This window comes from Streptomyces bambusae (genome assembly GCF_020532645.1).
Classification (GTDB): domain Bacteria; phylum Actinomycetota; class Actinomycetes; order Streptomycetales; family Streptomycetaceae; genus Streptomyces; species Streptomyces bambusae.
Genome location: NZ_JAJAUZ010000021.1, coordinates 44,028 through 61,753, shown reverse-complemented (window position 1 = coordinate 61,753; position 17,726 = coordinate 44,028). Strand labels below are relative to the sequence as shown.

The 17,726-nt window shown below is 72.5% G+C and carries 18 protein-coding genes and 2 pseudogenes; 10 read left to right on the top strand and 10 right to left on the bottom strand.

All coding sequences use genetic code 11. From position 1 onward, the window contains the following. Positions 1–120: 120 nt before the first annotated feature. Both LG634_RS16940 and LG634_RS16935 read left to right on the top strand, forming a co-directional pair. Complete coding sequence (locus LG634_RS16940) at positions 121–801, top strand: hypothetical protein (RefSeq protein ID WP_226734667.1); 681 nt, start codon at positions 121–123, stop codon at positions 799–801. A gap of 943 nt (positions 802–1,744) precedes the next feature. Then, positions 1,745–3,733 (top strand): tetratricopeptide repeat protein, encoded by a 1,989-nt coding sequence (locus LG634_RS16935; RefSeq protein WP_226734666.1) that lies wholly within the window; start codon positions 1,745–1,747, stop codon positions 3,731–3,733. 176 nt (positions 3,734–3,909) lie between these two features. Here LG634_RS16935 and LG634_RS16930 read toward each other — a convergent pair whose 3' ends face one another. Beyond that, positions 3,910–4,500: a GNAT family N-acetyltransferase gene (locus LG634_RS16930; protein WP_226734665.1), complete on the bottom strand. Its 591-nt coding sequence runs from the start codon at positions 4,498–4,500 to the stop codon at positions 3,910–3,912. Positions 4,501–4,952: 452 nt separating this feature from the next. Here LG634_RS16930 and LG634_RS16925 point away from each other — a divergent pair, with 452 nt between their 5' ends. Further along, positions 4,953–5,309 (top strand): hypothetical protein, encoded by a 357-nt coding sequence (locus tag LG634_RS16925; protein ID WP_226734664.1) that lies wholly within the window; start codon positions 4,953–4,955, stop codon positions 5,307–5,309. Between the two features lie 58 nt (positions 5,310–5,367). Here the strand turns inward: LG634_RS16925 and LG634_RS16920 are convergent, their stop codons facing one another. Continuing rightward, positions 5,368–5,892, bottom strand: coding sequence for a YfbM family protein (locus LG634_RS16920; protein ID WP_226734663.1), 525 nt, complete (start codon positions 5,890–5,892; stop codon positions 5,368–5,370). Positions 5,893–6,335: 443 nt separating this feature from the next. On the opposite strand from LG634_RS16920, the gene melC1 reads away from it, so the two are divergent. Next, on the top strand, positions 6,336–6,809 hold the full coding sequence (melC1, locus tag LG634_RS16915) for an apotyrosinase chaperone MelC1 (protein WP_226734662.1): 474 nt from the start codon (positions 6,336–6,338) through the stop codon (positions 6,807–6,809). Continuing rightward, positions 6,806–7,726, top strand: coding sequence for a tyrosinase MelC2 (melC2, locus tag LG634_RS16910; RefSeq protein WP_226734661.1), 921 nt, complete (start codon positions 6,806–6,808; stop codon positions 7,724–7,726). Before melC1 ends, melC2 begins: the two co-directional genes overlap by 4 nt. A 333-nt stretch (positions 7,727–8,059) precedes the next feature. Here the strand turns inward: melC2 and LG634_RS16905 are convergent, their stop codons facing one another. Together LG634_RS16905 and LG634_RS16900 are read right to left on the bottom strand one after the other, a co-directional pair. Then, positions 8,060–9,562, bottom strand: a complete 1,503-nt coding sequence (locus tag LG634_RS16905; RefSeq protein ID WP_226734660.1) for a bifunctional phosphatase PAP2/diacylglycerol kinase family protein — start codon at positions 9,560–9,562, stop codon at positions 8,060–8,062. Positions 9,563–9,741: 179 nt separating this feature from the next. After that, positions 9,742–10,347: a dihydrofolate reductase family protein gene (locus LG634_RS16900; protein WP_226734659.1), complete on the bottom strand. Its 606-nt coding sequence runs from the start codon at positions 10,345–10,347 to the stop codon at positions 9,742–9,744. A 244-nt stretch (positions 10,348–10,591) separates the two neighbouring features. Between LG634_RS16900 and LG634_RS16895 the strand changes: the two genes are divergently transcribed. Continuing rightward, positions 10,592–10,828, top strand: coding sequence for a hypothetical protein (locus LG634_RS16895; protein ID WP_226734658.1), 237 nt, complete (start codon positions 10,592–10,594; stop codon positions 10,826–10,828). Beyond that, the gene (locus LG634_RS16890) at positions 10,829–11,377 is read left to right on the top strand and encodes a DUF6233 domain-containing protein (protein ID WP_226734657.1); all 549 of its coding nucleotides are present in this window, start codon (positions 10,829–10,831) and stop codon (positions 11,375–11,377) included. A gap of 145 nt (positions 11,378–11,522) precedes the next feature. On the opposite strand, the pseudogene LG634_RS16885 reads toward LG634_RS16890, so the two are convergent. The 3 genes and pseudogenes from LG634_RS16885 to LG634_RS16880 all read right to left on the bottom strand — a co-directional run bounded on the left by LG634_RS16885 (position 11,523) and on the right by LG634_RS16880 (position 13,632). Next, positions 11,523–12,324 (bottom strand): annotated as a pseudogene (locus LG634_RS16885) (phosphatidate cytidylyltransferase). 54 nt (positions 12,325–12,378) lie between these two features. Next, positions 12,379–12,561, bottom strand: a pseudogene (locus LG634_RS38230) (histidinol-phosphate aminotransferase family protein); the annotation flags it as partial. 33 nt (positions 12,562–12,594) lie between these two features. Next, positions 12,595–13,632: a saccharopine dehydrogenase NADP-binding domain-containing protein gene (locus tag LG634_RS16880; protein WP_226734656.1), complete on the bottom strand. Its 1,038-nt coding sequence runs from the start codon at positions 13,630–13,632 to the stop codon at positions 12,595–12,597. Between the two features lie 159 nt (positions 13,633–13,791). Here LG634_RS16880 and LG634_RS16875 point away from each other — a divergent pair, with 159 nt between their 5' ends. Next, the gene (locus LG634_RS16875) at positions 13,792–14,763 is read left to right on the top strand and encodes a helix-turn-helix domain-containing protein (protein WP_226734655.1); all 972 of its coding nucleotides are present in this window, start codon (positions 13,792–13,794) and stop codon (positions 14,761–14,763) included. On the opposite strand, the gene LG634_RS16870 is transcribed toward LG634_RS16875, so the two are convergent. Together LG634_RS16870 and LG634_RS16865 are read right to left on the bottom strand one after the other, a co-directional pair. Continuing rightward, positions 14,764–14,967: a hypothetical protein gene (locus tag LG634_RS16870; RefSeq protein WP_226734654.1), complete on the bottom strand. Its 204-nt coding sequence runs from the start codon at positions 14,965–14,967 to the stop codon at positions 14,764–14,766. Between the two features lie 11 nt (positions 14,968–14,978). Further along, positions 14,979–15,242: a GlsB/YeaQ/YmgE family stress response membrane protein gene (locus LG634_RS16865; protein ID WP_226734653.1), complete on the bottom strand. Its 264-nt coding sequence runs from the start codon at positions 15,240–15,242 to the stop codon at positions 14,979–14,981. 229 nt (positions 15,243–15,471) lie between these two features. Here LG634_RS16865 and LG634_RS16860 point away from each other — a divergent pair, with 229 nt between their 5' ends. Together LG634_RS16860 and LG634_RS16855 are read left to right on the top strand one after the other, a co-directional pair. After that, positions 15,472–15,909 carry an SRPBCC family protein gene (locus LG634_RS16860; RefSeq protein ID WP_226734652.1) on the top strand — a complete coding sequence of 146 codons (438 nt, stop codon included), beginning with the start codon at positions 15,472–15,474 and terminating at the stop codon, positions 15,907–15,909. A 63-nt stretch (positions 15,910–15,972) separates the two neighbouring features. After that, positions 15,973–16,446, top strand: a complete 474-nt coding sequence (locus LG634_RS16855; protein ID WP_226734651.1) for a hemerythrin domain-containing protein — start codon at positions 15,973–15,975, stop codon at positions 16,444–16,446. A 94-nt stretch (positions 16,447–16,540) separates the two neighbouring features. On the opposite strand, the gene LG634_RS16850 is transcribed toward LG634_RS16855, so the two are convergent. After that, positions 16,541–17,722: a zinc-dependent alcohol dehydrogenase gene (locus LG634_RS16850; protein ID WP_226734650.1), complete on the bottom strand. Its 1,182-nt coding sequence runs from the start codon at positions 17,720–17,722 to the stop codon at positions 16,541–16,543. Positions 17,723–17,726 lie beyond the last annotated feature (4 nt).

Sequence of the window (17,726 nt, the reverse complement as noted above, 5' to 3'; positions counted from 1 at the left end):
GGTCGGCCTGGACCCCTCTGGGAACGACTGCAGGCGTTTCTTCTCTGCCGCTCGGCCGAGTTGCTGCGCGCTGACCGCTTTGCCAGGTTCGTCTTTCGAACGATCTGGTGGCGCGACGGCATGGCGGACTTCGAGTTCGCCGTCCACGACCTGGGCGCCCACCCTTCGTTCCTCTGCTGGGCCAAGCTGGTCAACGACGTCGTGCGTTTCAGTCGCCGGATCGTGCTGGGTGCCGCCCTGGCGGCGCGGAACGCGGCTATCGAGGGCGACCACGCGGCAGTCGACGCCTTCGCGCGGCACGTGCTGGGGATCCGGCGTCCCGAGGACTGCCGGGACTGGCTGATCGACGCGCTTCTCGGCGACTGGGTGGACGACCTCGGCCGCTACCTGACCGATCCCGAGCTCCTGGACATCCTCAACACCCACCTGGCGATGGAGCGGCAACGGTGGAAGCCGGTGTGGGACCACCGGATTCGGGGTCAGAGGGTTGGCCTCCTCCAGTCCCCTCTCACCTCCACCCTCACGCTCGCGGACCTCGCCATCGACCACCGCCTCCCCGAAGACGATCTCCTCGCCGACGAGATGAGCGACGCCCGCCTCCCATCCGTGCTGCGTGGCCTCAATCCCGCCGAGGCCGCCGTCGCCCGTGCGTGGGCCGGCGACCCGAAGGCCAGCTGGAGCCGGGCCGCGGCCGCCGTGCACGAGCCGGATCCCGACAGCGCCGGGGAGCGGGTCCGCCGCAAGCTCAAGCGACTTGGCAAGCTCCACACCGAGCGCGCCCTCGGGCGGGCCGACCGGTGAACGCGCTGCTGGCAGCCGCGATTCCGGAGTTCCTCGGCAGCCTCGGTTCCTCGTTGACGCTCCTCACCGGTGTGTGGGCACTTCGGTACGGCAGGGCGATGGTGCGGCGACGTCGTGAGGGCGCCGACTAAGCCCGTCACCGACACCTCCGCCCGCCCCAAGGGCACACAGCACCTCGGAGAGGTCCCTGGTCCGCGCAGATGGGGCGTCAGGAACGGCCTGCGACTGCCATTGTGATGGGGACACGGACGATCGTTCGGGGAGGGGCGGGCGTGGGACGGTTCGGCAGGTGGGTGGTGGCGGGCCTCGTGACGGTTGCGGGCTTCGCGGTGCCCACATGGTTGTGCGGGGTGCTGGTTCTGCCGTCGGTGCTGGAGGATTCCGGGGTCCGATGGTCGGTGGCCGCGGGAGTCGGTGCGGCCGTGGCGGCGCTGGCCGGCATGTGGGGGTACGGCTTTGCCGCTCGCCCCAGTGGAAGCGAACCCTTGGGCCCCGTGGTCCAGGCCCCCGGCGGGCGCGCGGTCGCAATCGGCGGCAGCAACTCGGGCAGCATTTCCACCAGCGATACCCATGCCCCTACCCCTGGCCCGCCCTCCGATCAGGCCGCGGGCGGGCAGCCGACGCCCCAGCAGTCCTCCGCTCAGCCGGCCCTGGGCACAGTGTCCGCGGCAGGGGACCGCTCGATCGCAATCGGCGGCGACAACACCGGCCCCCTGTCGACCGGTGACCACCACGGCGGTACACAGCCGTGAGGTGGCCTTTCCGGAAGCCGGCCGAGGGGCCCCAGCCGCCTGCGCCCACTCGGCCTCCGGCCAGGTCAGACGCGGGCGGGGAGCGGTCCATCGCCATCGCCGGCGACAGCTACGGGCCTGCGGTAACCGGCGACAACGCAAGCGTCGTAGCGTTAGCGCTGCCTCCCGAGACGTTACGGCCGGCAGCCGAGGTGGATGCCCCGCCCGGGCTGGACAACCTCCACAACCGCCCCCACCACTTCGTCGGCCGCACCGGCGAACTGGACCGGCTCGACGCCGCGCTTGCTGCCCCCGGCAGGGCTGTGGTCCAGGCCATTCACGGCCTCGGAGGAATCGGGAAAAGCACCCTCGCCGCCCACTGGGCCGCCACCCGCGCCCACGGCTGCACTCCGGTCCGGTGGATCAACGCCGACAGTGAAGCAGGCGTGCAGCAGGGCTTGGCCGACCTGGCCGCCGCTCTGCAACCGACCCTCGCCCACACCCTGCCCGTGGAGAAGCTCGCCGAACGCGCCCTGCAGTGGCTGGCCACCCACACCGGCTGGCTGCTGATCCTCGACAACGTCAACGACCCCACCGACATCGCCCCCCTCACCCAAGGCCCCACCACCGGCCGCCTCCTGATCACCAGCCGGCTCGCCACCACCTGGAACCACGCCACCACAGTGGTGCGCCTGGACGTCCTCGACCCGGACGAGTCCCTGGACCTCCTCACCCGGATCACCACAGCCACGGGCCTGCGCAACCTCGACGGCGCCGCCGAACTGTGCGCCGAACTCGGCCACCTGCCCCTCGCCATCGAACAAGCTGCCGCCTACCTGGTCGAAAACCAGGTCACCACCCCCACCCCCCGCGCCTACCTCGACCTCCTCGCCCGCTACCCCGCAGACATGTACCGCGACGGTTCCGTCACCACCACGAGCGAACGCACCATCGCCCGCGTCTGGCGCCTCACCCTGGACCGCATCGACAGCCTCCACCCGCTCGCCGGCGACCTGCTGCGGACCCTGGCCTGGTATGCCCCCGACCAGATCCCCATCACCCTGCTGGACGGCTTCGCCGAAGCACCCGCCCGGAACAAGGCAATCGGCCTGCTCACGGCCTACAGCATGATCACCCCCGACCCGGACACCGACAGCCTGACCATCCACCGGCTCGTCCAAGCCCTCGCGCGCACTCCCGACCACGACGACCCTCACCGCCCCCCCGACGCCATCGGCCAGGCACGCAACCGGGCTGCCGCCAACCTGAACACTGCCTTGCCCGCCACCCTGGACGACCCTGCTACATGGCCTACCTGGCGCACCCTGATTCCCCACGCAGACTTTCTCGCCGACCACATCACCGAGGACGACGGCACCGTCGTCACCGCTCGTATCCTCAGTGAAACCGGGTTCTTCCTCTGCGAGCAGGGCCTGCCCGGCAGGGCGCTCAAGCATCTACGACGCGCACTTGCCGACACTGAGCGGGTGTTGGGCTCTGAGCACCCGGGCACCCTGACCTCGCGGAACAACCTTGCCTATGGCTACTGGTCGGCGGGGGATCTGGTTCGGGCGATTCCTTTGTTCGAGCGGACGCTGGCCGATGGCGAGCGAGTGTTGGGCTCTGATCATCCGAACACCTTGAACTCGCGGAACAACCTTGCCAGCGCGTATGAGTCGGCGGGGGATTTGGTTCGGGCGATTCCGTTGTATGAGCGGACGCTGGTCGAGCGGACTCGGGTGTTGGGTTCCGATCACCCGGACACCCTGACCTCGCGGAACAACCTTGCCTATGGCTACCGGTCGGCGGGGAATCTGGTTCGGGCGATTCCGTTGTTCGAGCGGACGCTGGCCGACATTGAGCGGGTGCTGGGCCACGACCACCCGAGCACCCTGACTTCGCGGAACAACTTGGCTTACGCGTATGAGTCGGCGGGGGATCTGGTTCGGGCGATTCCGTTGTTCGAGCGGACTCGGGTGTTGGGCTCCGATCACCCGGACACCTTGAACTCGGGGAACAACTTGGCTTACGCGTATGAGTCGGCGGGGGATTTGGTTCGGGCGATTCCGTTGTTCGAGCGGACGCTGGCTGACTGTGAGCGGGTGCTGGGCCCCGACCACCGGTTGACGAGGGTCGTCCGCGGCAACGCCGTCGCTGCCAAGGATGCACGACACGAAGCGGGTGGGGCTGCGCGATCATGATGCGGTCCCGGCAGCCATCCCGGCAGCGCACCCGTTCTGCCGGTGACCGGCCGGCCCGTCTCTGCTGCTCGCCCCCTGAGCGCGCTCCCCGCACCCGCGGGGATGAGCCCTGCCGGCGGACCGGGGCCAGACCAGGTTCCGGTGCTTGCGGCCCTCGACGGGCAGCGCGGGCCCCCTCAGGAGGGTGGCGGGTCGGAGTGGAGGCGGGCGTGGAGGTGTTCGTCGTGCCAGCCGTCGGAGTGGAGGAGGGCTTGGCGCATGGTGCCTTCCAGCGGGAAGCCGGCTCTGGTTGCGGTGCGGCAGGAGGACGGGTTGTGGACGGAGTGGGTGAGGCGGAGGCGGTGGAGGCCGAGGTCGTGGAGGGCCCAGTGGGAGATGCGGAGGGTGGCTTCCGTCATGAGGCCGCGGCCGCGGCCGGCCGGCAGGAGCCAGTAGAGGATCTCGCCCTGGCCGCCCGGCAGGTCCAGGTCGGCCACGCCGATCAGGCCGAGCGCTTCCGCCCCTTCCGGGGCGATCGCCCAGATCGCCGCAGCCTCGCTCTGCCAGCGCCGGCGCCAGGTGGCGATCTTCTCGCGGGCACCGGCCACCGTCAGCTGCTCGGGGCGGTTCCAGTGCCGGATGTCCGGGTCCAGGCACGACCGTGCCAGCACGCCGGCGTCGCCCGCCTCCCAGGGCCGCAGCTCCATTCCGTGCGCAAGCCGGAACGTCGGCTGCTCGCGCTCACTCATGCGGCCGGGCGGAACGATCGGCGGAAGTATGAGGCTCATCTGCTCATGATCACGTACGGCGCCATGGAAGAACCGTCGGGCCCCATCGCGGCGTTGTCAGTGCCGGTCGGCATGGTCACGCGCCCAACGCCGGTGCAGAGCGACTGCCCCCGCACAACGCCCGCCCCGGACTCTTACCGCCCCCGCTCGGCCGGCCGCGCCCCCAGCCCGGTGGCCGGTTCGCCGAGAACCATGGCGCTGAGTACCCACTCCAGCCAGAGGCGCGCGATCTCGCTGCCCGTGCCCTCGTAGCGCCCGGGGTCGGATGCGACGTTCAGTGGGCCCGAAGGGGGGCTCTTGCGTGGGGCATGCAGTGATGCAGCGAAGGGCTGGGTGAACGGAAAACCGCTGGTCGCCCCGGCGGCGCAGCCAGTACGGTCGGCCAGGTCAGACCGGGGCGCGCGAGCCGTGTCCGCGGTTGCCACGTCCGTACCTCAAAGAGAGCGCTTCCCATGGCCGGCCTGCACCCACCGACGACGACCCTGTGGCGCCCGACCGGGCCCAAGGAGTTGGAACTCGTCCGGGAGTCGGGGTGGCGGGCCTGGCCGCCGCGTCTCGCCGACCAGCCGATCTTCTACCCGGTCCTCAACGAGGACTACGCGATCAAGATCGCCCGTGACTGGAACGTCAAGCACGACGGCGCCGGATTCGTCACCCGCTTCGAGGTCGAGTCGGACTTCGTCCGCAGGTACCCGGTCCGGCAGGCGGGCGGCCGTACGATCCTGGAGCTTTGGGTGCCGGCCGAGGAACTGCCGGAGTTCAACGCCCACATCGTCGGCCGGATCGAACTCGTCCACGAGTTCCGCTGACCGGCTGCGACTGCCGCGACTGCGAAGGTCGTGAGGCTGTGCGGGTCGGGGGATGAGGTCAGTCCCACCACAGCACGATGTGAAGACGCCGTCGGGACGCCTCGCGGTAGAACGCGCGGAGGGCATCGAGGTGCTCCAGGAGGTACGCCTCCGAAGCCCCGCCGGATCCGTACGCGCGGTCAACGGTCCGGGCGGTCAGGTCCGGCCCGTCCGCCGGCCGGGTCGCCAAGAGGGACGGCAGGTCGATGTCGGCGAGCAGGTCGGAGATGCGGGTGACCTGGACGGGGGTGACGGCGGTTGCGGCGGGGCCGAACGGGCCGATGGCGTGGGGATGGGTGTTGAGGTAGCCGACGTCGACGTTCGGGTCTCCCGATGTGGCGTCGCGGAGGGCGTTCAGTTGGAGGTCGTCCGGGCCCGCCCGTTCGCGGGTGCGGAGGAGGGCTGCTGCTGCCCAGTCCAGGTCCAGTACGTCTGCCGGGGGCCGGTCCCAGCCCGGGTCGCCGTCCGGGGATTCTTCGGCTGAACGGCGGCATGCGGCCAGATACTCCGCCGAGACGCGGGCGAGTTGTTGGGTCACGGCCATGAGGTCAGTATCGCGGGGCGCGGAGTGACGGTGTCCAGCGGATTGCGGGTCGTACGGGGACGCGTGAGCGGTGATCCAGGAGTGGAGCGGTGCTCCCTCGGCGGGTTCGGGTGGCGTGGGCTGGGGTCGGATGAGAGCAGCAGTCCGGGGAGGGAGCGGTGCTCCGGCCGAGCGGGGGTTTTGCGTCAGGTTGTGGGGGCTGGGGCGCAGGCTGGGTGGGTGGGGTGGTGAAGAGTTTGTGTTCGGGGGCGGGCTTTTCGGGCGGAATTGTCGGTTCCGTCGGTGTCCGTCCCGGCATTGACCGGAAGATCGTCGATCTTTCGCCGCGCGCAACTCGGATCTTGCGCGTCCGGAAGTCCGCAGCGGCTTAGGCAGGTGCTTTGCCGGCCCCCGGCCCGGTGGTACTTCTTCGGCTCACACCACCCCTCCGCCGAAGGATCGCCATGCCTCAAGTCACCCGCCGCCGCGCCCTGTTGGCCGCGGCAGGCGTCGTATCCACCCTGTCCGCCCTGGGCGTCGCCAACTCCACCGCGCTCGCCGACCCGGAGCCCCGTACCGGCGCGCGCGGCGCCGACGCCGGCGCCGGGGCCGACGGCTTCGACGAGGTCTTCCAGGGCCGCCGTATCCAGGGCGTCCGCACCGCCCCCGACGCGTCCGCGGCCCGCAAGGGCGGCCACTCCGGCCACTCCGGCCACGGCGCCGCCGGCGGCCAGGACCACTCCGGGCACGCCACCGAAGGCTGGTCGGTCCGCATCGACGGCCGCGACCTGCACCTGATGCGGAACGCCGACGGCACCTGGGTCAGTGTCGTCAACCACTACGAGACCTTCGACAGCCCGCTGGCCGCTGCCCGCGCCGCGGTCGTCGACCTCAAGGGCGCCCAGCTGCTGCCCCTGCAGACCGGAGGCGCGCGGTGAACATACGGAAGAACCAGGCCCGGCTCTCCCGGGCCGAGAAGCGCCGCTTCGTCAACGCCCTGCTCACGCTCAAGCGGAACGGCACGTACGAGGAGTTCGTGACGCTGCACAGCACGTTCTTCCTCAGCGACCAGGATGCCGGCAGCCGGGTGGGGCACCGTTCGCCGTCGTTCCTGCCGTGGCACCGCAGGATGCTGATCGAGTTCGAGAAGGCGCTGCAGACCGTCGACCGGCGCGTCACCCTCCCGTACTGGGACTGGACCCAGGACCGCAGCCCTGCCTCGTCGCTCTGGGCGCCGGACTTCCTCGGCGGTACCGGCCGGGACCTCGACGGACAGGTGATGGACGGCCCGTTCGCGTACGGCAGCGGCAACTGGGAACTCAAGGTCAAGATCGATGAGAACCCCTTCCTGCGCCGCCAGCTCGGCCTGTCCCCGCGGGCGCCCGAGCTGCCGACGAAGGCAGAAGTGGAATCGGTGCTGGCGATCGACGAGTACGACACCGAGCCGTGGAACAGCACCTGCGCGACCGGTTTCCGGAACCACCTCGAAGGCTGGCGCGGCCCCAACGTCCACAACCGCGTCCACCTCTGGGTCGGCGGCCAGATGGCCACCGGCGTCTCGCCGAACGACCCCGCGTTCTGGCTCCACCACGCCTTCGTCGACAAGCTGTGGGCCCAGTGGCAGCGCCGCCACCCGCGCTCGCGCTACCTGCCGGCCGAGAGCACGGACCAGGTCCGCGGCTTCCGCGCCACCCTCCCGCCGTGGAACGACGTCACACCGGCGGACCTGATCGACCACCGCCGCCACTACTTCTTCGACACGGACTTCTTCCCGTTCCGGGGCCGGGAGGACGGGGCCGCGAACGCCGACGGCAGGGGCGGTGACGGCCGGGGCGGCGACGAGGACGCGGCCTGAGGAGTTCCCAAGATCCCCAGGACTCGGGATCGGTCGCGCAACTGCCCCGCGCAACCGGAAGGTGCCCGGCGGGTCGCCGTTGTCCCGGGCCGGCTCCGCCGCCCTCCGGGGGTGGGCAAGGGCCGTTCGGGTTAGTGCGTGCTCGGGCCGGGATGCGGGGGCGGGGGTGGGCGTGCATGATCGCAGTGACGGCCCCGCGCGGAGTTCTGTGGTGGGGATCGCTACTCCGGGCGTCTCGAACCCCGAGCCGAGACGTACCGGTGCTTTCGGCCTTCGGGCGCTGAAGACAGGCAGCGCCCGAAGGCCGACCCATGTCGGGGCACGGACGGTCCGTCAGCCGTTGCGGTAGACGGTCAGGGCGCCCGGGAGTTTGTCGAGGACGAGGCTGGTCGGGGCCGGGGCGTACTCGCCGTCGTACGCCAGCGGGGTGCCCGGCGGGATCGCGTCGATGCGCAGGCGGTGCATCCGGGTCGCGACGTGGAACGGGGAGCGGGACAGCGGGCCCGCGAAGGCCGCGGCGAGGAGGCGGGGGCCGGGCCGGCCGCCGCCGTGCACGAGCCGGACGTCCAGGATCGTCTCGTCGAGGCTGTCCCGGCGGCGGGGCATCGGGCCGGTGCCGTGGTACGTGCCGTTCCCGGCGAACAGCAGCCACACGCTCCGGTTCCGCCCGCCGATCCGCAGCCGTACGGGCCGCTCGGAGCGCAGCACCCGCCACGCCGCGAGCACGGCGGCGGGCCCGCTCCCGATGCGGGGTGCCCAGTGGAGGCGGTGGCGCAGCAGTTCGGGGTACGCGCCGATGCTGAACGTGTTGAGGAAGTAGCGGGGTTCCGGCCGGGGTGCGCCCGGCGCTGCAGTCGCACCTGCGCCCGGTGTGAAGCGGCCGACGCCCACGCGGACCGCGCGTCCCGTGGCGACCGCGTGGCAGGTGTCGGCGGGGCCGGTGAGGCCCAGGTCCTGGGCGAAGTGGTTGAGGGTGCCGGCGGGGAAGACGGCCAGCGGGACGGAGGCGCGGAGGGCTGCTGTGGCGGCGGCGTTGATGGTGCCGTCGCCGCCGCAGGCTCCGAGGACGGTGGCCCGGGAGGCGGCTGCGGCCAGCTGGTCCGGGAGGTCCGGGCCTTCGCATTCGACGATCTCGGCCTTGGGGAGGGCGGCGCGCAGCACGTCCAGGCCGGCCGCCTCGGCGGTGCCGGAGCCGGTGTTGGCCACGACCACGAGGCCGGCCCCGTCGGGCAGTGCGGGGGCGCCGGCGGCCACGGGTTCGCCGCCCGGGACCAGCCGGGATTCCTCGACCCGGCGGGCGATGCCGCGTACGGCGAAACCGGCTGCGACGCCCAGCGCCGCACCGGCGGCCACGTCGGAGGGGTAGTGGACGCCCGTGTAGACGCGGGAGAAGGCGACGGACGCGGCGAGCGGGGCCACCGCGGCGCCCCAGGCGGGGGCGTGCAGCGCCAGCCCGGTGGCGAAGGCGAACGCGGACGCGGAGTGCCCGGACGGGAAGGAGGTGGTGCGCGGCTGCGTCGGCAGCCACCGCTCGGGTGGTACGCCCTCCAGGAGCGGCCGGGGCCGGCGTACGGACCACTTGCCGACGGTGTTGATCGTCGCGGAGGCCAGGGCGAGGGAGGCGGCGCCGCGGACGGCCGCCTTGCGCGCGGCGGCCGGGCCGAAGGCGCAGATGGCGAGGGCGGTGCCGCCCCACAGCACGCCGTGGTTGGCGGCCTTGCCGAGCCGCGGCAGCACTCGTTCGGCCGCGGGCCAGTGGCGCCGCGCGACCACGTCGAAGAGCGCCCGGTCCCACCGGGCGGCACGTCCCTGCCAGGTCAGTTGTTGATCGGCCATTTCCAGCCCATACCCCGGGTCCCGGATCGGGAATCAGCGGTGGGTGGGGGGCATGGGCGTTCTGATGTCGGCCGGGCCCCCGGTGGGCTTGCTCCGCACCCGTCGGCGCCGGCCCGGCGGCTCTCCGGGCCGACGGTTGTCCGGGCCGGCGGTTGTCCGGCCCGGCGGACGGAACGGCGTCACGCAGGGGCGCCGAGCGGCGGGTGCTCGAGCACGCGGGGCTTGTACTCGACCAGCTGGATGCGGCCGTCGAAGGTGCGGTGCCCGGTCATGTCGAGGGCGACGTCGGGATAGCCGTCGTAGATGCGTTCCTGGCCGGTGGCCCCGGTGATCACGGGGAACATCACCACCCGGAAGCGGTCGACCAGGCCGGCGCGCAGCAGGGACCGGCACAGGCTGAGGCTGCCGATGGTGCTCAAGAGGCCCGAGCCGCTCGACTTCATCGCGCGGACCGCCTTGACGGCGTCGCCCCGGACGAGCGTGGAGTTGGCCCACGTCAGCGGCTCTTCGAGGGAGGAGGAGAACACCACCTTGGACGCCCGTGTGAGCTCGTCGACGGACGCCTCTTCCTCCGGCCTGAACTCGTCCTGGCCGGCCGGGACCTCGCCCGCGGCGAAGCCCGACATGAGGCGGTAGGTGTTCGCTCCCATCAGGTAGGTGACCTCGGGCTGCTCGCCCAGCCATGCGAGGTACTCCGGGCCCTCGAGGCCCCAGAACCCGGGCCACCCCTCTCCCGATGCGTAGCCGTCGAGCGAGGTGATGAAGTCGACGAGAAGCTCCGACATGGTGCGTCCTTTCCTGGGGTGTCATGAGCTTGGACTGGCCGGGAGCCGCAGACTCGTCGGCCGCGCTGTGAAGTGACGAGAAATCCATGAGGCTGCAGCCCATCGGCGCGCGGCGGAGCGCCACCCGAGTACGGCCCTGACCTGTCACGCTCGGTCGCGGTGCGTTCACTCGTACGGATGTTCTATCGCGCCCAGGGGTGGATTCGGCTTGCTCCGGAAATCGAACAGGTGGCCTAATTCAGTCATGGCGCGAACACCATTCCCCGACGATCTTGTGCTCACCCAGCTCAGGGTGCTCCTGGCCTACGAGGCTCTGGCGCGGCCGTCCCGGACCGGCTGCACGACGCTTCGGCGTGCACTGATCCGCGAGCTGCGCGCGCTGTACTCCCATCCGTACTGGACCGACGGCCTGCACTCGTACGCCGACCTCGTCGAGCTGCGCCGGGAGGCCCGGGCCCGCGTGTGGGTGGAGGCGGCGTGAGTGGCCGGACCGGTGACGGGCCCCGGGCCCGAGGAGTGGGCGCCGATCGTGCTGCGGCTCCCGGACGGGCGGCAGCGGCTGGAGGTGCGGCTCTACGAACGGCGGCAGGATGACCGAGGGCCCTGGATGTACCGGATCGGCATACCGCTGTGGCAGCACGCCGGCGGCGGGGACGTCGAGCCGGTGGAGTTCCGGACCTGGGTGACGGCCGGGGTGCTGGAGCCGATCGACGGCGTGGACCTGTCGGCCGTGGTCACCCACCGGGCCGCGCACGACAGCCCGGTCCCGGAGCCGTCCCGGTGGGCCTGGGTGGTACGCCCCGCACGCGGGCCGGCGGGCCGCCGCGGCGTCGTCGTCCACGACCACGACTGCCCGCTCGCGGCGGGCGCCGGTCCGGAGCTGGGCATCGACCAGGCCCTCGACGCGATGCTCCGGCCCGGCGCGGAGGCCTGCACCCGCTGCGATGCGGCGGCCGTGCTGCTGCCGGCGCTGCAGCTGGGGGCGGGGGTAACGGGGTCGGTGGGGGCTTCCGGGCAGGGGGAGGGGTGAGCCGGTCGGGTGCCCGGGCGGCGGGCCGGTGGCGGTGCCGGACCGGTATGGCCCAGCCCGCCGCATGCCGCCGCGATTCGGCGATGTGCCCGGTCGGCAGCAGCATCCGAGCTGCCGTCCGGCGAAGGGGGAGTCGCCCCCTCGCTCACCCCAGTACCAGCAGCACCGCCAAGGCGATGAGGAGCGAGTCGATGCGGTCGAGGAGGCCGCCGGAGCCGGGGAGCCAGCTTGCGGCGTCCTGGCGTGGGCGCCCCGCTTGACCATCGACTCCAGCAGGTCCCCGAGCGGGCCGCCGACTGCCACGGCCACCGCCGTCTGCCAGGTCAGGGAGGACAGCACGGCCAGGGTGAGGGGACCGGCCGCGGACCCGGCCAACGTGCCGCTCCACCGCTTGGCGGGCGACAGCGGGGACAGCCGGGAGCCGCCGAAGCGCCGGCCCGCCGCGTACGCCACGATGTCGGCGATCGGCACGGCCACGAACAGGGCGAGGCCGAGCGCGCCGGTCGTGACGAGACCGGCCAGCACGCCCAGCCACACGAGCCCCAGCAGGCCCGCCGACACCCGCCGGAGGCCGTGTTCCGCATTGCCCGACAGCGACGGCACCCCGGCGATGGCGAGCGCCCCGACCGCCGCCAGCCGCAGCACCTCGCCGGGGGCCAGTCAGGCGGTCACCACGAGCCCGCCGACCGCCGCGCCCAGCACCGCCCGGTCCACCCGCCCCAGCCGCAACAGCCCGCCGTACTCCGCCACCGCGACCACCCCGACCACGGCCGCGAGCACCGCGGTCCCCGCCGGCCCGGCCAGAACGCGGCCGTCACCAGGGGCACTCCGAGCGCCCACATGCACCAGCGGACCATCAGTTCACGGCGCCGGGTCGCCGCCACCACCACGCCGCCGGCCGCCGGCGCCCCGCCGAGGTACGGCACGAGGCCCGCGACCGCCGTCACCGGGCGACCCGCTCCGACGCGCGCAGCGCGTCCAGGGCGCTCCGGCAGGCCGCCACGATCCAGCGAGGTGCAGACCACCACCCGCGGGTCGGTCGAGGCGAGCCCGGCGAGCGAGTCCGCCGGATCGACGTAGCCCAGGTACGCCTCGTCGATCCACCACTGGGTCCGCAGCGGCGTGGCCTCGATTACCGCGCGCAGTGGGCCGGCCGGGGCGTGGCGGCCGGTCGGGTTGCTCGGGTACTCAGCCGGGCAGTGGTTGTTGACCTTGTCTCACCCGGGCAGCTGCACATCGAGGTGCCCGGACAGTGCCTCCAGGAAGTCGCGGGCGTCGAAGAGCCGGCCGGCCGAAGTGACGCCCGTCGCCGGGTGGGTGCGGCCGGTGAGGATGCGGGCGGTGGCCTCCACGGCCAGGGGGGCCGTGACCGCGTAGATGTCCTTGCCCCGGGCCGTGGCGCGGTGCTCCTCGTCGCCGGTGCGCAGGAGGACGTCGATCAGGAAGGTCTGGTCGGAGTGGGCGTCCGGGGCCGGGGAGGCCGGGGAGGTCGGGGAAAGGACGTCGTGGGCGGCTGTCGTCGTCATGTACGTGCGGACCTCCGGGATGTCCAGGTGGCTGGGGACGGTGACCACGTCGGCCATCGTGAACTCGGCGATCACGTCCTTCGGGCCCACCGGCTCGGGGAAGGGCCAGGTCACGGTGGCGGGGGAGTCGTGGCGGTACTGGAGGCGGCCCTCGGTGAAGACGACGCGGCCGCCGCCCCTGCGGTCCCGGGAGACGGCACCGGCCTTGCGGGTGCCCTCGGTGGGGTGCCAGCTGCTCAGGGCGTAGGCGATGTGTGCCTCGTCCGCGGTGGTGCGTCCGTCGAGGGCGGCGGTGGCGAGCAGGTCGCCGAGGGCGCCGTAGAAGGCCATCGCCGGGAGCACGACCGTCCCGGCCTCCCGGGCCCGGTCGGCGAAGTCGGCGAACGTGTCGGCGTTCGCCTCGATCTCGGCGGCCACGTCCACGTACGGGATCCCGGCCCGCAGCGCGGCTTCGACCACGGGGGCGGCCGTGTGGGCGAACGGGCCCGCGCAGTTGATCACGGCTGCGGCGCCGGCGAGCGCCCGGTCGAGGGCGGCGGGGTCGTCCACCGCGGCCGGGCGGGACGCGAAGCCCGTCTCCGCGGCCAGCGCGGCCAGTTTGTCCGCGTCCCGGCCCGACAGCACCGGCACGAACCCGCGCTCGCGGAGTTCCGCCACCACGAAGCGGCCGGTGTGCCCGTACGCGCCGAACACCGTGACCGTCGCCGTCTTCTGCGTCGCTGCTGCCATCGTTCCCGTCCCCGTTCTCGTACGGCGCGCCGTCGGTCGGACGGCCGCCTGCCGGTTGGTGCTTGTCGCCTGCTCGTCGCCTGCTGACAGGACCATCCTGGCGAGCGCCGCCCCCACTCCGTGAGTGTCCGGAACGACAGCACCCGTACAATTTCCGACATGACGACGACCGTGGCCCTCGCGCTCACCGACGGCATGCTCCACTTCGAGATGTCCCTGGCCATGGAGGTCTTCGGCTCGGACCTGCGGCACATCGCGGACCCCTGGTACCGGCTCGTCCTGTGCGGATCCGCGCCCGTGCGCGTCGACCGGTTCCGCCTGGAGCCCGACGAAGGGCTCGGCTTCCTCGCCCGCGCCGACACCGTCATCGTGCCCGGCTGGGCCGACACCGGCGTCGCGCCACCCGTCGAACTCGTCGACGCCGTAAGGGCCGCGCACCAGGCCGGCGCCCGCATCGTCTCGCTGTGCACGGGCGCCTTCGTACTGGCCGCGGCCGGGCTGCTCGACGGACTGCGGGCCACCACGCACTGGGCCCACGCCGAGGACCTGGCCGCCCGCCACCCGCGGGTGACCGTGGACCCGGACGTCCTCTACGTCGACAACGGCAGCGTCCTCACCTCCGCCGGCAAGGCCGCCGCCATGGACCTCTGCCTCCACCTCGTACGCCGGGACCACGGCGCGGCGGTCGCCAACACGCTCGCCCGCCGGCTGGTCGTACCGCCGCACCGGGAGGGCGGCCAGGCCCAGTTCGTGGCCACCCCGCTGCCCGAACCCGACAACCACCCGCTCGCCGACGTCCTCCCCTGGGTCCTCGAACGCCTCGACCGGCCCCTCACCGTCGAAGACCTCGCCCGGCACGCCGGGATGAGCTCACGCCACCTCGCCCGCCACTTCCGCGCCGTGACCGGCACCACCCCGCTCCAGTGGCTGCACACCCAGCGGATCCGCCGCGCCCAGGCGCTGCTGGAAACCACCGACGACACCGTGGACTCCGTCGCCACCGCGACCGGCATGGGCACGGCCACCACCCTGCGCCGCCACTTCCAGCGCACGGTCGGCGTCCCCCCGGACACCTACCGCCGCACCTTCCGCACCCGCGGCGGCGCACCCGCAGGGCCGGTCCCGGTCTGACTACAGCCAACGCCGGCCCGTCCAGCGGGACTTGCGGGGCACCACCGTCCGGACGCCGCCGCGCAGGACGTGCCGCACGGCCAGGCACCCGGCCGCGAACGCGAGCCGGGTGCCCCATCCGGTCGCCCGCAGGGCGGCGCGGCGGGCCGCGACGCGGGGGGCCCGGCGGACCCTGCGCCGCAGCCGGCGCCCGCGCCGTCGCACCCGGCTCCTCATCAGGACCTCCGGCCGGCGACCAGACGATAGAGCAAGAGCAGAATGAGCGAGCCGACAATGGCCGCTATCCACGTGGAGAGTTCGAAGAACCCGTCGATGGATTCGACGTCGAACATGACCTTGCCGAGCCATCCGCCCAGCAGGGCGCCGGCTATTCCGATCAGCATGGTGATGATGATTCCGCCCGGGTCCCTGCCCGGCATCACGGCCTTCGCGATGATGCCGGCGAGCAGGCCCAGAAGGATCCAGCCGATGATGCTCATGGCCACCTCTCGTCGCTCCGGGAATTCACTTCTCGGATCTGTGGAATTCGGTCTGACATTCGTCTGCGCAATCATTCCGGCTTCAAACGTTCCGGCTGCCGCATGAAATCGCCGCGGGGTGCGGGGCGGGGCGCGGCGTTTTCCGCACGGCCCGGTGTGCCGGGAGGCGGTGCGGGTAGCTGCGGGGAGGGCGAACGTACGCCCGGCAGCCGACGGGCAGGAGGCGGTCATGGCAGTGCAGCACCGGCTGGTGCGGTGCCGGCCGGAACGGGTCTGGGAAGTCCTCCGCGACGGCAGCAGCTACGCCACGTGGGTCGTGGGGACGTACGCCTCGCAACCGGAGGACGACCGCTGGCCGGAGGTGGGATCGGCGCTGCGCTACCGGCTCAGGCTCGGGCCGTTCTCGTACCGGGGCCGGACCGTGGTGCGGGTGCACGAGCCGCCGGACCGGCTGGAAATGGAAGCCATGGCGGGCGGCGGCGCAGCCGGAGCGCGGATCGCCATCGAAGTGCGCCCCTGGGGCGCGGACACCCTCGTCATCCTGGACGAGCATCCGCTGCGCGGCCGCGGCTGGACGTTCCACAACGCGGCCATCGACGCCCTGGCACAGCTGCGGCACCGCCTGCTGCTGGCCCGCCTGGCACGCACCTGTGAGGAACCCGCGTGACCTCGCGCCGACCGGGAAGACGCGGGGCGACATCCGTACGGAGCAGGACCGGAGGAGGCGACGATGGACGGCATCGTGATGCTGCGCGAGGACCACAAGACGGTCGAGCGGCTGTTCAAGCGGTTCGAGAAGACGGACGACGGGGACGTGGCCGAGCGCCGCGACATCGCCGACGAGGTGATCGGTGAACTCACCGCCCACGCCTGGATCGAGGAGCAGATCTTCTACCCGGCCGCCCGCGAGGCCGCCCCCGACACCGTCGACCACGTCCTGGAGAGCGTCGAGGAGCACCACGCCGTGGTGTGGATGCTCTCCGAACTCAAGGACATGGACGCGGCCGACGAACGCTTCAAGGCCAAGATGACCGTACTGATGGAGAACGTCCGCCACCACGTCGAGGAGGAAGAGGACGACTGGTTCCCCGACGTCCGCGCGGCCATGGGCCGCAAGCGGCTCGTCGAACTCGGCGAGCGGATGGAGGCGGCCAGGCCGGACGCCCCCCGCGACCCGCTCGCGGTGCCCAGCGCCCGGGAGTGAGCGGCACCGCCGTACCGCTGCCGGAGGCGGGCCGGGCCAGGGGGCGCCCGGTCCGCCTCCGTGCCGGCCGGCATCCGCCTCAGGGCCGCAGCCCTCAGGGCCGCAGCAGCGCCTTGATCATGCCGTCCTGCTTCGCCTGGAAGCGGGCGTACGCATCCGGCCCGTCCTCCAGGGGCAGGACGTGCGTGGCGAAGCCCTCGACGCCGAGCGGGTCGCCGTCCTCCAGCAGCGGCAGCAGGTCCGGGATCCAGCGGCGTACGTTCGCCTGCCCCATGCGCAGCTGGACCTGCTTGTCGAACAGGGTCAGCAGCGGCAGCGGGTCGACGGCACCGCCGTACACGCCCGAGATCGAGATCGTGCCGCCGCGGCGGACGGCGTCGACGGCCAGGGACAGAGCACCGAGCCGGTCGACCCCCAGATGTTCCATCACGGCCCGGGCGGCGGGTCCGGGCAGGTGTCCGGTCATCTTCTGGGCGGCGGTGACCAGCGGTGCGCCGTGGGCCTCCATGCCGACCGCGTCGATCACCGCATCGGTCCCGCGGCCGTGCGTCATGCCCCGGATGGTCTCCACGGGGTCTGCGTCCGCCCTCAGATCGATGGTCCGGGCCCCCGATGCGGCCGCCCGCTCCAGCCGCTCGGGTACGAGGTCCACGCCGATCACCGTGCCCGCCCCGCGGTGCAGGGCGATCCGGACGCACATCTGGCCGATCGGGCCCAGCCCGAGGACGGTCAGGCTGCCGTCCGGCGGCACCTCCGCGTACGCCACCGCCTGCCACGCCGTCGGCAGCACGTCGGAGAGGTAGACGTACCGCTCGTCGGGCGGCCCCTCCGGCACCGGCACGGGCAGCGTGTCGCCGAACGGCACCCGCAGGTACTCGGCCTGGCCGCCGGGCACCTGCCCGTACAGCTTGGTGTAGCCGAACAGTGCCGCGCCCTTGCCGTGTTCGCGCACCTGCGTGGTCTCGCACTGCGAGTGCAGACCGGCCCGGCACATGTGGCAGGTGCCGCAGGAGATGTTGAACGGGACGACGACGCGGTCCCCCTCGGACAGGGTGCGCACCTCCGCCCCCGTGGCCGCCACGGTCCCCATCGCCTCGTGGCCCAGGATGTCGCCGGGGTCCAGATACGGTCCCAGCACCTCGTACAGGTGCAGGTCGGATCCGCAGATGCCGGTGCTGGTCACGCGGACCACGACGTCCGTCGGATCCTCGATCCGCGGGTCGGGTACGGACTCCACCCGGACGTCCCGGATCCCCTGCCAGGTCAGTGCGCGCATGGTG